Consider the following 15,644-nt stretch of genomic DNA (forward strand, 5'->3'; position numbering starts at 1 on the left):
TAAAAACTGATTTTTACTGTTTCTTGTTCACTGTAAACTGAGACCGCTACTGAAAAACTGATTATACCACTTTTAAATACTATTTATGGACTTCAAAAATTTGATAGCTTATCAAAAAGCATTTGAAAACGCAATGGCAATATTTGAATTAAGTAAAGTTTTTCCAAAAGAGGAACGTTATTCACTGACGGATCAAATAAGAAGGTCTTCTCGCAGTGTCAATGCAAATATTGCTGAAGCTTATAGAAAACGTAGGTATCCCAAACATTTTACCAGCAAACTAACCGATGCCGATGGAGAAAATTCTGAAACTGTGGTATGGTTAGACTATGCTTTAGCTTGTAAATATACCAGCCACGAACAATATGTACCATTACAAGAAGTAGCTTTAGAAGTTGGTAAATTGATTAATTATATGATTAATAACCCAAGTAAATTTGGCGTAGGCGACTTATAAATCCATTCTCATATTTCAAAAAATTAAGGAGTAAAAAATAAAACTGCAAATTATTTCTGAGACTGAGCACTGCGACTGAAAACTGAGACTTTCAGGAAGTTCATTTACTAATTAATAGTTATTACATTATTTTTACCACATTAACTAACGCAAACAAAATGAAAGCATACGTTTTTCCAGGTCAAGGAGCTCAATTCATAGGAATGGGTAAAGACTTATATGATACCTACCCAGAAGCAAAAGAATTGTTTCATCAAGCAGATGAAATCCTAGGTTTTGAGATTTCTAAAATCATGTTTGAAGGAACTGCTGAGCAGTTAAAAGAAACAAAGGTTACCCAACCGGCTATTTTTATTCACTCCGTGATACTCGCAAAAATGATGGGGGCCGATTTTGCTCCAGATATGGTCGCAGGACATTCTTTAGGAGAATTAAGTGCGCTTACCGCAGCTGGTTCTTTATCATTTGCAGATGGCTTGAAAATCGTTTCAGCTCGCGCCCTAGCCATGCAGGCCGCTTGTGAAGCTCAAGCAAGTACCATGGCAGCCATCATAGGAATGGCAGATGATGTGGTTGAAGAGGTGTGTAAAGCTGTAGACGGTGTGGTCGTAGCAGCTAATTACAATTGTCCTGGACAGCTCGTTATTTCAGGAGCCATTCCAGCAGTAGAAAAAGCTTGTGAGGTCCTAAAAGAAAAAGGAGCCAAAAGAGCCTTACTGCTTCCTGTAGGTGGGGCATTCCACTCTCCATTAATGGAACCGGCTAGAGAAGAACTGGCTAAAGCTATACAAGACACCGAATTTAAAAAACCTATGTGTCCTATCTATCAAAACGTAGCTGCTTTTGCGGTTGAGAATACAGACGATATCAAAACCAATTTGATTTACCAACTGACAGCTCCGGTAAAATGGACACAATCCATTCAACAAATGATCAAAGACGGAGCAACAGAATTTATAGAAGTAGGACCAGGAAAAGCATTGCAAGGGTTGATCAAGAAGATTGATCGTGAGGCGCAAGTAAGTCAGGGAACTGTGGCTTCATAAGATTATGGAGAATGGAATATAGATGCATTCTCTGTAAAAAAAACCTCCCTTAGAAAACTGCGTTTTCTAAGGGAGGTTTTTTATTATAACTAATTGAAAAACTCGTACTCGATCAAAGTAATAGTATTTGTAATAGTAGTATAGCTTATTCTTATAACTTCAGAACCGATACGGAAAACAACTTTTTTTTCTCCTGTAGCAGGATTATTCATCGTGTTTACATTACCTAAAACACTTATATTATCACCTATTTTGACTATTAAACCGTTTATAAATAAAGTCTTTGAATCGTCTTTAATTCTTAAATTAGTTAATTGATAATCAGTTACATTATTACGAAATTCATCTTGGACTCCATTCTGAAATAAGCAATACATAGAGGACGATTCAAATTGTTTCCAATAACCAGGTTCATTTCCGTTTTCAATTGTAAAATTATCTGAAAATAAATTTTGTAATGAAGAACTATCTCCACCTGTGCCTAGAATATCTGATAAATAAATATTTTGTATCTTAATATTTTGATACTGATAAGCTGTTAAATTATTTGTCTGACTATTACAAGAGATTGAAATAATAGTAATAAGAATTATAAATAGTTTTTTCATAGTTTTAATTAATTACAACCAGAGCTTGTGACCGCGCCCGTTGTTTAGTTAAAAGTCGTTTTAAAATAATCAACAGGATTTACTGTTGCTCCATTTTTCTTGAGCTTAATATGAACATGAGATTCAGTAGTACCTTCGTCAATACCTGCTTGTAAATTACCTGAATTTCCTTGATAACCAATAATATCACCAGCTTTTACAGATCCAGACACACGTGTCCCTTGTACCATATGGAAATACATTGTAGTGATTGAATCATCTCCAACTGAAGAAATAAGTTTAACATAATAACCAGCTCCTACCGTACCATCGCCTTGTTGTTTTAGGCTTGCAACACCATCAAACATAGCATAAATTGCATTTCCTTGTGTATTTGATATATCCATACCTCCATGGGTTTGAGTCGCGCATCCTCCTCCCACACCTCTAGTTTTTCCATACATTCCACCTTTTGTACCGCATGCGGTAAGCTGAGCTTGAATTTCTGGACTAGGAACGGGATCTCCGTGCGTACAATCGCTGCATGGCTTTACGGAATCATAATCCGGATTTCCTGGACGATTTCCCTTTGGACAATCCAAGTATTCAACTGGATAATAATTAGAAGTAGCTATTGTACCATCTAACTTAGTATAGCTTCTTACTTCAACTGGACCTGTAACCTCAACTTCACTTCCAGAATCTATTTTACCACTATCGCAATTAGTTTCTTCAATAATTTCACCATTTGAATCTCTAAAATTATCTTGATTTGAAATTGTATTCTCACCTTCCTCTGCTGTATTATTTGTAAAAGCACCTTCATGCAGATATCCAGTTTTATACTCGCAATTTTCAGGTATACATTCACATTTATTGGCATCCAGTGTTTCATTATCACCACATGTTAAAACACATTCTTCATCCTCCACGGGCACTACTGGAACCACAACACTACTACCTCCGGTACCTGCAGTACTTCCAGTACTTCCTGCACCACCGCATGAGCCTTCTGTAACCATAGTCGCCCTAGAACTGCAAGTAACATATGACCTAAGAACACCATCATTACATACTTGACCAGGCGGATGATTACCTTCAAGACCACAATCCACGTCATAACAGTAAGTTGCTTCTACAATACTCGTTGTACATTTTAAAAAATTAGGAACTAATTCATCTCCTGATACCGTAGTGATCTGTATATTATCCATATTGTAAGTACCATCTGACATTACTTCATAGTTAATTAAATGTTGAATGGTTGTCGTGTCATTCACAATAGTAATCATGTAGTTTCTTAACAAACTTTGCCTTTCCATGCTATCCTGTACAATTCGAAAAGTGTACGATTTATAATCGACACTTTCTATTACTTGTATACGACTTGTATCTATTTGTATGCCTGAAGCATTGTTAGATTTACTAACCACATTTGAAGATAGTGAATTTATTTTATCTCCTATAATAGCGGTTTGTAATAAGTCTTTACCATGTACAAATCTTCCTTTTATTTCTGGAAAATTGAGTTCGTTTGGAGCTTCTTCAAAAACTTCATCTTTCTCACAAGAAGAAATGGAAATAATTGCAATCGTAAGAACGATTATAGATACATAATAAAAATAGGTTTTCCTGAACATAGAATACGGTATTGTTGTCATTTGAGATAATGACAGGTTAATGATTTGTACAATTCAGGGAATGTGAAGGTAAGCGGATAAATAGATAGATAGATAACTAGTTTTTTAATATTTATTTAACTTTATAAGTCTTACAAAATATATCTTAAAAAATAACAGTCCAGCTTACAATACTTGTAACTGTTATTATATCAATTTTTTAAGAAATGAATCATTAGAGATGGGTTCGATTACCGTTAATACGATTGAATCTAGGAAATCTGTAAACAGTCTTGATCGAGCTCGACCTGACAATTTTCATAAAATTTAAAAATTATCACAAACAAAAAATACCAAGCCATTTCTAGCTTGGTATTTTTATATGAAAATCAATAGTTGTTAATTAAAAACGGGAAATTAAAGCTCCAGCGCCTTTTTCACATCTCCATCCATCAATAAATTGATAGGATCTTCTAATGCTTCTTTAATAGCTACTAAGAAACCTACAGATTCTTTACCGTCAATGATTCTATGATCATAAGAAACGGCTAGGTACATCATAGGTCTGGCTACAATGTTACCATCTACTACAACAGGACGCTCGATAATGTTGTGCATTCCTAAAATCGCACTTTGTGGCGGATTGATAATAGGAGTACTCATCATACTTCCAAAAACACCACCGTTAGTGATTGTAAAGGTACCACCAGTCATTTCGTCCACAGTAATATCTCCATCTCTAGCACGTAGGGCTAATCTTTTCACTTCTTGCTCTACTCCTCTAAAAGATAGGTTTTCTGCATTTCTAATTACAGGAACCATCAGACCTTTAGGTCCAGATACTGCAATAGAAATATCTTTATAATCATAAGTAAGCATTTCCTTACCGTCAATCATGGAGTTCACTGCTGGATATAGATCCAGTGCTCTAGTTACTGCTTTAGTAAAGAAAGACATGAATCCTAGAGAAACACCGTGCTTTGCTTTAAACGCATCTTTATATTCGGTACGCAACGCAAAAATAGCATGCATGTCAGCCTCGTTAAAGGTGGTCAGCATGGCTGTTTCATTCTTGACACTTACCAGACGTTCTGCTACTTTACGTCGCAACATAGAAAGTTTAGAACGTGACTCACCGCGAGAACCAGTTCCCGGAGATCCCATAGATGGTTTTGCATTTACAGCATCTTCTTTTGTTATGCGTCCATCACGACCAGTTCCAGATACAGAGGTAACGTCCATTCCTTTTTCGTCGAGAATTTTCTTAGCTGCAGGACTTGGAGTACCGCTAGCATAGGTTTCTTTTGCTTGAGCAGGTTGTGGCGCTTTTGAATCGGCAGTGGTATCTTTTCCTGCGTTATCCTTTTTCATTTCTTTTACGACATCTCCATCGTTTCCACCTTTGTCACCGCCACCCATACTGGATGGTGCGTTGTCCACGTCTTTAGAACCAGCGTTAGGATTTGGAGCTTCTGTGTCTATAAGACATACTACGGCTCCTACTTCTACGGCATCTCCTTCTTCAGCCATTAAGGTAATGATACCACTAGCTTCAGCTGGTAATTCTAGAGTAGCTTTATCGCTATCTACCTCAGCAATGGCTTGATCTTTCTCAACCCAATCGCCAGTGGCAACTAACCATTCTGCTATTTCTACTTCTGTAATCGACTCGCCTGGTGAAGGCACTTTCATTTCTAGAGCCATAATTTATTTGTTGGTATTAAATACATCTTCTATTATTCTTGCCTGTCTTCTCTTCGATCTTGTGGAACTTCCTGAAGCAGGGGCTGCGTACATACTTCTTGAGCACACGCGCCATGTTCTTGTTTCTGGCATGTGTAACATCAAGTGGGAATATGCTCCCATATTTCTAGGTTCTTCTTGTGCCCAAACGACATCTTTAGAACCGTATTTTTTTATTATTTCTTGCATTTGTTCTACTGGAAGCGGGAATAATTGTTCCAGTCTCACTAAGGCAACATCTGTTCGGTCATGTTCTTCTCTGTATTCTAAAAGATCATAATAGAATTTTCCTGATACAAATACTAATGTTTTCGCTTTCGCGAAAGCGGACTCACCACTAGCACTGAGCTTTGTCGAAGTGTCAACATCAATAACCTCTTGAAAACTTCCTTTCTCTAGTTCAGAAACTTTGCTTACTGCTCTAGGAGAACGCAACAAAGATTTAGGAGTAAACACCACCAAAGGCTTGCGATAATTCACCAACATCTGACGACGTAATAGGTGAAACAGGTTTGCTGGCGTGGTACAATTAGCCATAAACATATTATCCTTTGCACACAACTGTAAATAACGTTCTATACGCGCACTAGAATGCTCTGCGCCTTGACCTTCATAACCGTGCGGCAATAATTTTACAAGACCGTTTTGATTTTTCCACTTGTCTTCTCCAGCACTGATGTACTGGTCCATCATGATCTGCGCACCGTTAGAGAAATCACCGAATTGTGCTTCCCATATGGTCAGTGTATTAGGTCTAGCTAAGGCATAACCGTATTCAAAACCAACCACTCCATATTCAGATAAGTGGGAGTTATAAATATCCATATGTCCTTTTACACCGTCTATATGATTGTGTAAAATGAATTCGTTTTCATGGTTTTCTGATTTCACTACGGCATGACGGTGAGAAAAAGTTCCCCTTTCCACATCCTGACCACTCATGCGCACATCAAAGCCTTCCATCATCAAACTACCGTAAGCAAGGTGCTCGCCCATTGCCCAGTCCAGGATATCATCATCAAACATGGCCTGACGGGATTCGATAATCTTTTTTACTTTTCTAATAAAAGTTTCTCCTTTTGGGAGTTGGGAAATGGTTTTAGTTATTTTTTCTAAAGTAGCGCGATCTACACCGGTAGCTACTTTTTTCATCATCTCTACTTCTGTAGCCTGCTCAAAACCTTCCCATTCATCCTGCATAAATGGAGTAATCAAGGTATTCTCCATTTGTCTAGAGGTCACTAATTCCTCTTCGAGTCTGTTTTTATATTGACTTTCTAATTCTTTAACCTTAGAGTTATTAATCACTCCTTCTTGAAGCAATCTATCCGCATAAATATCACATGGATTCTTTTGCTTAGCGATCGCTTTGTATAATTGTGGTTGGGTAAAACGAGGCTCATCACCTTCATTATGACCGTATTTTCTATATCCTAATAAATCAATAAACACATCCCTACCAAATTCCATACGGTAATCCAGTGCAAAATTCATCGCGTGAACCACTGCTTCAGCATCGTCTGCATTGACGTGAAGTACGGGTGATAAAGTTACCTTAGCCACATCTGTACAGTAGGTACTAGATCTTGCATCTAGATAATTAGTAGTAAACCCTACTTGATTGTTCACCACTAAATGTATGGTTCCTGCTGTTTTATAAGCGTCTAATTGTGCCATTTGCACTACCTCATAAACGATTCCTTGACCTGCAATAGCTGCGTCACCGTGCACGATTATTGGAAGTACTTTAGAGAAGTTCTCTGGAGTATGTCGGTCTTGTTTAGCACGAGCTATTCCTTCTACCACTGCACCTACCGCTTCTAGGTGAGATGGATTAGGAACTATGTTGATATTGATATCGTTACCGTTATCTGTTTTTCTTTTGCTGGTGTATCCCAAGTGGTACTTTACATCACCATCAAAAATATCTTGCTCATAATCTTTACCGTCAAATTCTGAGAAGATATCCTTTACAGGCTTCCCAAAAATATTAGTCAATACATTTAATCGACCGCGGTGCGCCATTCCCAATACAAATTGATCTACTCCCTTATCAGCAGCATTTTCAATTAGGGCATCAAGTGCAGGTATTAAGGATTCATTTCCTTCTAGTGAAAAACGTTTCTGTCCGACGTATTTAGTATGAAGAAAGGTTTCAAAGGAAACGGCTTCATTCAGTTTCTTAAGAATCTGTATTTTTTGATCGTTGGTAAAGGTAGGATGATTGTCATTTTTGTGCAACCAGTTTTGGATCCATTTAACCTCATCTGGTTTGCGTATGTACATATACTCCACTCCTATACTCTCACAGTACACCTTGTTAAGGTGAGCTACGATGTTCCTAAGGCTGGTTCTTCCTAGATCTATCAATTCTCCAGACTTAAAAAGAGTGTCTAAATCTGAATCGGAAAGACCAAAATTAACTAATTCCAGCTTAGGCTCGTAATTGCGGCGTTCTCGTACTGGATTTGTTTTAGTAAACAAATGACCTCTTGATCGATACGCATCAATTAATTTTACAACTTGAAATTCTTTCTGTAAATTTTCTGGAATACCCACGGAAGCACCTTCGTGCTCTACTACTAAATCGCCCTCATGAGCGCTCTCCATTCCAAAATCAAAACCTTGAAAAAAGGCACGCCATGAAGGCTCTACCTGGTCGGGATTAATTAGATATTCGTCATAAAGTTGTGCGAAGTATGCAGTATGTGCTGCATTTAGAAATGAAAACTTGTCCATATATGGAAGGAAATTTATCCTTTTTATCAATTGTGGTTGCAAAAATAAAGAAATGAGCCGTCATGTCATAAGCTTTTGTAATTTTATAACAGTGAACTTGTTAAAACCCTTTCTATAAACTCCTATATTTGATTTTAAAAATTCAAATAATCCCTATATGTAGAGGTCTAAAGATGCTGTCCAAGAATTAAAAAACCTTGCTTTATTTAGAAATTAACTATTTTTCATTCCTACGTAAGATAATTTAAATAATTCCGAACCAATTATTAAAACCAAAAAAATGAAAGCCTATTCCATTAAAAACATCAGCGTCATCTTCGTATTTGGTCTCTTTTGTTGCCTTTCTTTTAGTCAGCAACTACAAGAGTCTAAGTTTTGGGACCGGGTTCTGTTTGGAGGTAATATAGGTGCTACCTTCGGGAATAACTTCAGCTCGGTGCTTATTGCTCCACAAGCTATTTATCAAGTGACCGACTATATAGGTTTAGGAGTTGGTTTAAATTACAGCTATTCAGAAAGAGACCTGAATAGATCTGACGACTTTAAATCCACTATTGCTGGTGGTAGTTTTATTGCTCTTGCACAACCTATAGACTTCCTTCAGGTCAGTGCAGACTTTGAATACCTCAACGTGAATAGAAACTTTGCCGACTCCAGTTTTGACGATAACTATTGGGTGCCTGCCTTTTTCTTAGGAGCTGGTTATCAACAAGGAAATTTTGTACTAGGAGCGAGATATGATGTGCTTTTTAATGAAAGACGCAGCGTTTATCAAAACGGGATACAGCCATTTATCAGGGTGTTGTTTTAGCTGGTTGTTTCGCTTTCGCGAAAACGATTAGAATAGAGGAATGATTACTGCCGCAACCTGAACTGGATCTTACTCCATTCTCTCATCATAAACCCTAGTATGATTCCCTGTTCCAAGTTTTTTTCTTGCACGTCTGCCAGGTAATACAATTGCTGTAGTTTAGGATCACTGTCTTCGATAGCTTCATTTAATAAAGAAACAAGAGCCTCTAAAAATTCTTTAGGCTCATTCCATTCAATCGCCTCAAAACCAGAACGCTCGAGATCTTTGTTGACTTGGCTTTTATACACCATAAAGACATGATGTCTATCTTCTAGTTTATCCTGTAAAACGCTAAGCTTTTCTGACATGTGATTTCTTTAAAAACCAAATTTAAAAGTTTGCTAACACAAGTCGGCGGTTTTATGATGTATTCTTACAGTTCATTTATTAGTTTGTAGTTTTCGCACCCTTTAGGGTTGGGGAACGAAAACAGGCAGACGAACTCAAAAGAGTCGGGTCTTGTTCAAAATGGCAACTATTAAAGTTTCTTTTACGACCCTGTTTCCGTTGGAAAGAATTGTGGGCAGAACAGCTCAAAAGGCGGTGGAGAGAGAAAAGAGAAAAGAGAAATTAACTAAAAGATTTCCCCCTGCGCGGAAATTGGTGCATGACTAAAAAAGAACTGTTTCATATAGCCGAAGACTACTTCCAGCAACAAGGCTGGACGGCTTTCCCATTCCAAAAACAAACTTGGGATGCCTTTATCTCTGGAAAAAACGGATTGCTCAACGCACCCACTGGAAGTGGTAAAACCTATGCGCTATGGGTAGCTATCGTTTTGAACTACATCAAATCAAATCCAGATTACAAGACCAAAAATAATAAAGGCTTAAAAGCGATCTGGATCACTCCGTTAAGGTCGCTTTCGCAAGAAATTGCGCAAACATCCCAAAAATTTGTAGATGGAATCGGATTGCCATTTACCGTAGGAATACGCTCTGGAGATACCTCCACAAAAGAAAGAGCCGCTCAAAAAAAGTCCCTACCCGACTTGTTAATCACCACACCAGAAAGTTTACACTTACTCCTCGCCACGAAGGATCACGCCCATCTCCTTAAAGATTGTAATGCTATTATTGTTGATGAATGGCATGAACTCTTAGGTACCAAACGTGGCGTCCAAATGGAATTGGGACTTTCGCGTCTTGCTGGTATCAATAACAACCTACGTATTTGGGGAATCAGTGCCACCATCGGTAATCTCGAGCAAGCCAGACAGGTGTTATTAGGGGTAGATTCTTCTCGCTTTCGCGAAAGCGTACTCATCAAATCAAATCTGAAAAAAAAGATACAAGTGCGATCCATCATACCAGAAACCATGGATAAATTTCCATGGCGTGGTCACCTGGGTTTGCATTTACTGGAGGATGTTGTCAAGATCATCCATAAAAGCAGGTCTACACTTATTTTTACCAATACAAGAGCACAGTGTGAACTTTGGTTTCAAGCGCTAATGCACAGCCATCCTGAATTTGCCGGAGAAGTAGCGATGCACCACGGCTCTATCAATAAAGAAACGCGTATTTGGGTAGAAAATGCAATCAGAAATGAATCCTTAAAAGCTTGTATTTGTACCTCCTCGCTAGATTTAGGAGTAGACTTTGCGCCTGTAGAAACCATTATACAAATAGGTGGCCCCAAAGGTGTTGCTCGATTTTTACAACGCGCTGGAAGATCTGGACACCAGCCTGGAGAAACTTCTGTGATCTACTTTTTACCAACTCATGCCCTAGAGTTAATAGAAGCCAGCGCATTACAAAAAGCAGTGACCACGCAAGCCGTAGAAGATCGTTTGCCCTATTTGAACTGCTATGACGTACTGATTCAATATTTGTGTACCCTAGCGGTTTCTGGCGGTTTTGATCCCATAGAAATTTACCCCGAGGTGAAAGGAACTTTTTGTTATCAAGAGTTGACTTATGAAGAATTTGAATGGTGTTTAAAATTTATCGTTTATGGAAGTTCTTCTTTAGCTTCTTATGACGAGTATAAAAAGGTTTCTATAGATGAAGACGGCAGGTACTTTATAGACGATCGCGGTATCGCTATGAGACACCGATTGCAAATGGGAACCATAGTCACCGGAACTGATATTACTGTAAAATACCTCACTGGCGGTTACATAGGCTCTATTGAAGAGTACTTTATAAGCCAGCTATCCCGTGGAGAGGTATTTGTTTTTGCTGGTCGCACCTTAGAATTCATACGATTCAAAGGGATGGTGGCACAAGTACGCAATTCTACTAGAAAAAAAGGCAAAGTAACCAACTGGATGGGAAGTCGCATGCCATTGAGCTCCCAACTAGGGGAGCTATTAAGAGAGGAGATGCAAAATTTCCAAACCGGAAGCCAACGCACTCCAGAAGTCAAGGCTTTAAATGACATTATCGCAAGACAGCAAGAAGAAAGCACGGTGCCTCAAAAGCATGAATTTCTTATTGAAACCTTTAAAACCAGAGAAGGATACCATGCTGTTTTTTATCCTTTTGAGGGCAGACTGGTTCATATGGCAATGGCAGGATTGATCGCTTATCGCATCAGTTTGCTACAGCCTATAAGCTTTTCACTTGCGTATAATGATTACGGATTTGAAATTTTAAGCGATCAAGAATTTGATATGCACAACGTGCTGGATAATAATTTAATCACATCAGAAATGATCCTGGAAGATTTAGAAGCCAGTGTGAATGCTACCGAACTTGCCAAAAGAAAATTTAGAGACATCGCCGTGATTGCAGGACTTGTTTTTACTGGTTATCCCAATAAGGCTGTAAAAGTAAAACACCTGCAAAGCAGCAGCCAATTGCTTTTTGAAGTCTTTAGAGATCATGAACCAGATAATTTACTCTTCCGTCAAGCCTATACAGAAACCTATGAGCAGGAAATAGAAGAATACCGATTGCGAGAAGCCTTTGAACGTATAGAAAATCAAACTATCGTCTGGAAAGCTTGTGAGCGACCTACGCCTTTCTCTTTCCCTATTATTACCGACCGCTTAAGAGAAAAGCTGAGTAGTGAACAACTAGCCGATCGCATCAAAAGAATGCAGTTGAAATGGGATTAAGCTCGTTATTAGATATACTTACAAAAGCAAAGCCAAACTAGAAGTTTGGCTTTGCTTTTGTACTACTTATGATGGCTAAAGGAATCTTATTCCTCTTCTTCTACGTAATCAGGATATAAAAAAGAGTTATAAGGAAAACGTTCAATGTGAATCTCACGTACCTTGTCATAAACTTTCTTTTTAAAATCTTCCATATTCTCTTTTTCTGTAGCAGAAATAAAAATAACGTTTTCTCCTAATTTTGCCATCCAAGTATCGCGCCACTCCTCTAAAGAATAATGAGCAGAAGTGCGTTCTTCCATTAAATCGGTCTCGTCATAATCTTGAGCTTGATACGCATCAATCTTATTAAAAACCATTATGGTAGGTTTATCTATAGCGCCTATCTCTCCTAAAATCCGATTTACTGAAGCAATGTGATCTTCAAAAGACTCATGAGATATATCAACGATATGAAGCAACAGGTCAGACTCCCTCACCTCGTCAAGTGTAGACTTAAAAGACTCTACCAATTGGGTAGGTAATTTTCTAATAAACCCTACCGTATCTGTTAACAAGAAAGGCAAATTGCCTATGACCACTTTTCTAACGGTAGTGTCTAAGGTCGCAAAGAGTTTGTTCTCAGCAAATACCTCACTTTTAGAAACCACATTCATTAACGTGCTCTTCCCAACATTGGTGTAACCTACTAATGAAACACGCACTAGTTGTCCCCTGTTACCCCTTTGAGTCGACATTTGCTTGTCTATGGTGAGTAGTTTTTTCTTGAGTAAAGTGATGCGGTCGCGCACGATACGCCTATCGGTCTCAATTTCCGTTTCTCCAGGACCACGCATCCCTATCCCCCCTTTTTGTCGCTCCAAGTGAGTCCACAAACCTACTAATCGAGGTAATAAATACTCGTATTGAGCCAGTTCTACTTGAGTTCTTGCATAACTGGTTTGCGCTCGTTGGGCAAAAATGTCAAGAATCAAATAGGTTCTATCGATAATTTTTGCCTCGAGTATTTTTTCAATGTTCTTTTGCTGTGCAGGAGAAAGCTCGTCATCAAAAATGATGGTTCCTATGTTGTTTGCTCGCACATATGCAGCAACTTCTTCCATTTTACCTTTTCCTATAAAGGTTTTAGGATTGGGTTTTTGCATTTTTTGATGGAAACGTTTGCTAACGCTTGCACCAGCGGTATAAGCTAGAAACTCCAACTCATCCATATATTCATTAAGCTTTTCCTCGTTTTGTTGTTGTGTGATAACACCTACAAGAATTGCTTTTTCGTATTCGTGATTTTCTAATTCTAACATAAAAGTTTTTAGATGGTCACAAAGATACTTTTTTCCCTTCAAGCGATGCGTTAATTAGTATGAGCTTGTGAAAGCTAAAGTGAAATTTAAAGCCCTAACAGTTCATGAGCACCATAAATGACCGGATAACATCTACAACATTCAGGTAGAAACAATGACCTTGATATAAACAAGAAGCAACACAGACCTATTTGCGTTTAAACTGATTACTTCTTCAACAACTCTCGCGCTTTTTCAATAGCGAGCATGGTTCTTTCTTTAAGTTGAACGATTTCTTTTACTTCTTGTTCTAAAATAGGTAGTTTTTCATCTAAAGCCTCTTGAGTATCTGGAGTTGGTTCTCCGTAGGGAAACTTTTCAGAATAATCTTGCATCCATGACATCATAGCATCATGTGAGGCCTTTAGGTTTTCTGAAGCAACCGCTACTTCTGATAACTCATTAGCATGTTCATTAACGACTAACTCTCCTTTTAACTCCATTAATACTCCCATTTTAGGCATGATTTCGTCGTGGACGTTCATCGCCTCTGCCTTGAGTAAATTATAGGATTCCATTTGTGCTTGTATAGCAGCTTCTTCTGGAGTCGGGACGTTTTTACAAGCTGTTAAAGTGAATAAAACAATTGCGATGAAGTATAAGGTCTTTTTCATTATTCCGTTTTAATGACAAAGATAGTGGACAGAAAGTAACGTCACTCCTTGGACTCCAGATAAATTTCCTTCTCTTGCAATTGGATCAAACTTTCAAAGACTTATTTTTGAGAGCTGATTTTTACCTTTTTATTATAAACCACAAGCCTATTGTTTCCCATTGCCTTCCATCCTATCTATCAGCACCCCTTGCCAGACGGTCACCGCTTCCCGATGCTCAAATATGAATTACTACCGCAACAATTACTGCATGAAGGTACTGCCATTGCAACCGACTTTTTTGAACCCAGTAAACCATGTGATGACCAAGATGTTTTAAGAGTACATACCGCCTCATACCTTCAAGAATTGAAAGATATTTCCTTGGATAAACGAGCCGCTAGAAAGCTGGGCTTCCCTTTAAGTGAACAATTGGTAGCACGCGAACTGCGCATTGCACAAGGAACTATTGAAGGCTGTCTAAAAGCTTACGAGTACCGTGTCGCTATGAATATTGCAGGAGGCACTCATCATGCTTATACCGACCATGGAGAGGCCTTTTGTTTGTTGAACGATCAAGCTATTGCAGCGAGGTACTTGCAACATCAGGGGCTTGCTGAAAAGATTCTGATAGTAGATCTAGACGTACATCAAGGGAATGGAACTGCTGAAATTTTCCAAAATGACGATAGTGTTTTTACCTTTTCTATGCACGGCGCTGGTAATTATCCGTTTAAAAAGGAACTTTCAGATCTAGATATAGCTGTTCCTGACGGTTCAGGAGATGAGGATTACCTCAGCCTACTCCAAAACACGCTGCCTGATTTGATCGCCCAAGAACAACCAGACTTTATTTTCTATTTGTGTGGTGTGGACGTTTTGGAGAGTGACAAGCTAGGCAAGCTGAGTATGACTCTTAACGGCTGTAAAGAACGCGATCTTTTTGCCTTGTCCGCTTTCGCGAAAGCGAGATCAAAAAACAACTCCTTCATACCTGTTCAATGCAGTATGGGCGGAGGCTATTCTCCAGAAATTAAGACCATCATTGAAGCTCATGCCAATACCTTTAGAGTCGCTAGATCTATTTTTAACTAAAACGTTTCCTTTGAAAAGCAACTTGCTTTTTAGTGACCTTATTTTTACGACAGCCAGCCTTTAAAGCGCACGTTGCGAGCAAAAACCCATAATAACAATCCCAATAAAGGAATTGTTATAAATAAAAATCGATCTGGCTCACTCATTATGTTCCAGGCTCCAATACTGATGTAATATCCCGTAGAAATAAAAATACATAGTAAAGAGATCAATGAAAGTAAAACAGCCATTTTACGCTTAAACAGTAGGGCTACAGTAGCAAAAAGCCCCGTTAATACTGCTATCCCATAATTAAAAAGATACCAAGAAGGTCTATTATTATAAAGTTCTAACTGTTCTTCATTCATAAGATCAGTTACCACTTCTGGGGCGAGTATTTCTGCAGTTAGAAAGCCTAATCCTATAAGATTCCATAATAAAAAAATAATCACAACAGCCCAGAACCATATTTTAGGTCGATTAGAATAAGTCATCACGCAAGGTTTTAAGAAGAAGAAAATAAAGTTAG

At 38.3% G+C, this 15,644-nt stretch carries 13 protein-coding genes; 5 read left to right on the forward strand and 8 right to left on the reverse strand.

What is annotated here, in order from left to right; genetic code table 11:
- Positions 1 to 85: 85 nt before the first annotated feature.
- Together KG732_RS02930 and fabD are read left to right on the forward strand one after the other, a co-directional pair.
- Entirely contained in the window at positions 86 to 457 is a 372-nt protein-coding gene (locus KG732_RS02930; RefSeq protein WP_213520881.1) for a four helix bundle protein, read from the forward strand.
- Positions 458 to 615: 158 nt separating this feature from the next.
- Positions 616 to 1,503 (forward strand): ACP S-malonyltransferase, encoded by an 888-nt coding sequence (fabD, locus tag KG732_RS02935; protein ID WP_213520882.1) that lies wholly within the window; start codon positions 616 to 618, stop codon positions 1,501 to 1,503.
- Positions 1,504 to 1,592: 89 nt separating this feature from the next.
- On the opposite strand, the gene KG732_RS02940 is transcribed toward fabD, so the two are convergent.
- The 4 genes from KG732_RS02940 to KG732_RS02955 form a co-directional block, all read right to left on the reverse strand.
- Positions 1,593 to 2,111 carry a hypothetical protein gene (locus KG732_RS02940; RefSeq protein ID WP_213520883.1) on the reverse strand — a complete coding sequence of 173 codons (519 nt, stop codon included), beginning with the start codon at positions 2,109 to 2,111 and terminating at the stop codon, positions 1,593 to 1,595.
- Between the two features lie 44 nt (positions 2,112 to 2,155).
- Positions 2,156 to 3,751: a M23 family metallopeptidase gene (locus KG732_RS02945; RefSeq protein ID WP_213520884.1), complete on the reverse strand. Its 1,596-nt coding sequence runs from the start codon at positions 3,749 to 3,751 to the stop codon at positions 2,156 to 2,158.
- 375 nt (positions 3,752 to 4,126) lie between these two features.
- Positions 4,127 to 5,413 (reverse strand): 2-oxoglutarate dehydrogenase complex dihydrolipoyllysine-residue succinyltransferase, encoded by a 1,287-nt coding sequence (gene odhB, locus KG732_RS02950; RefSeq protein WP_213520885.1) that lies wholly within the window; start codon positions 5,411 to 5,413, stop codon positions 4,127 to 4,129.
- Between the two features lie 3 nt (positions 5,414 to 5,416).
- Complete coding sequence (locus tag KG732_RS02955) at positions 5,417 to 8,191, reverse strand: 2-oxoglutarate dehydrogenase E1 component (protein WP_213520886.1); 2,775 nt, start codon at positions 8,189 to 8,191, stop codon at positions 5,417 to 5,419.
- Positions 8,192 to 8,471: 280 nt separating this feature from the next.
- Between KG732_RS02955 and KG732_RS02960 the strand changes: the two genes are divergently transcribed.
- Entirely contained in the window at positions 8,472 to 9,002 is a 531-nt protein-coding gene (locus tag KG732_RS02960) for an alpha-ketoglutarate decarboxylase (protein ID WP_213520887.1), read from the forward strand.
- A gap of 44 nt (positions 9,003 to 9,046) precedes the next feature.
- Here KG732_RS02960 and KG732_RS02965 read toward each other — a convergent pair whose 3' ends face one another.
- A complete protein-coding gene (locus KG732_RS02965; RefSeq protein ID WP_213520888.1) occupies positions 9,047 to 9,352 on the reverse strand; it encodes a hypothetical protein in 306 nt (101 codons plus the stop codon).
- 299 nt (positions 9,353 to 9,651) lie between these two features.
- On the opposite strand from KG732_RS02965, the gene KG732_RS02970 reads away from it, so the two are divergent.
- A complete protein-coding gene (locus KG732_RS02970; protein WP_213520889.1) occupies positions 9,652 to 12,108 on the forward strand; it encodes a ligase-associated DNA damage response DEXH box helicase in 2,457 nt (818 codons plus the stop codon).
- Between the two features lie 86 nt (positions 12,109 to 12,194).
- On the opposite strand, the gene hflX is transcribed toward KG732_RS02970, so the two are convergent.
- Together hflX and KG732_RS02980 are read right to left on the reverse strand one after the other, a co-directional pair.
- Positions 12,195 to 13,409, reverse strand: coding sequence for a GTPase HflX (gene hflX, locus KG732_RS02975; RefSeq protein ID WP_213520890.1), 1,215 nt, complete (start codon positions 13,407 to 13,409; stop codon positions 12,195 to 12,197).
- Positions 13,410 to 13,615: 206 nt separating this feature from the next.
- Positions 13,616 to 14,062, reverse strand: coding sequence for a hypothetical protein (locus tag KG732_RS02980; RefSeq protein ID WP_213520891.1), 447 nt, complete (start codon positions 14,060 to 14,062; stop codon positions 13,616 to 13,618).
- Between the two features lie 150 nt (positions 14,063 to 14,212).
- On the opposite strand from KG732_RS02980, the gene KG732_RS02985 reads away from it, so the two are divergent.
- Positions 14,213 to 15,136 (forward strand): histone deacetylase, encoded by a 924-nt coding sequence (locus KG732_RS02985; protein WP_213520892.1) that lies wholly within the window; start codon positions 14,213 to 14,215, stop codon positions 15,134 to 15,136.
- 44 nt (positions 15,137 to 15,180) lie between these two features.
- Here the strand turns inward: KG732_RS02985 and KG732_RS02990 are convergent, their stop codons facing one another.
- Positions 15,181 to 15,609 (reverse strand): hypothetical protein, encoded by a 429-nt coding sequence (locus tag KG732_RS02990; protein ID WP_213520893.1) that lies wholly within the window; start codon positions 15,607 to 15,609, stop codon positions 15,181 to 15,183.
- Between the last annotated feature and the right edge of the window lie 35 nt (positions 15,610 to 15,644).

It is taken from the genome of Nonlabens sp., from assembly GCF_018401815.1.
Classification (GTDB): domain Bacteria; phylum Bacteroidota; class Bacteroidia; order Flavobacteriales; family Flavobacteriaceae; genus Nonlabens.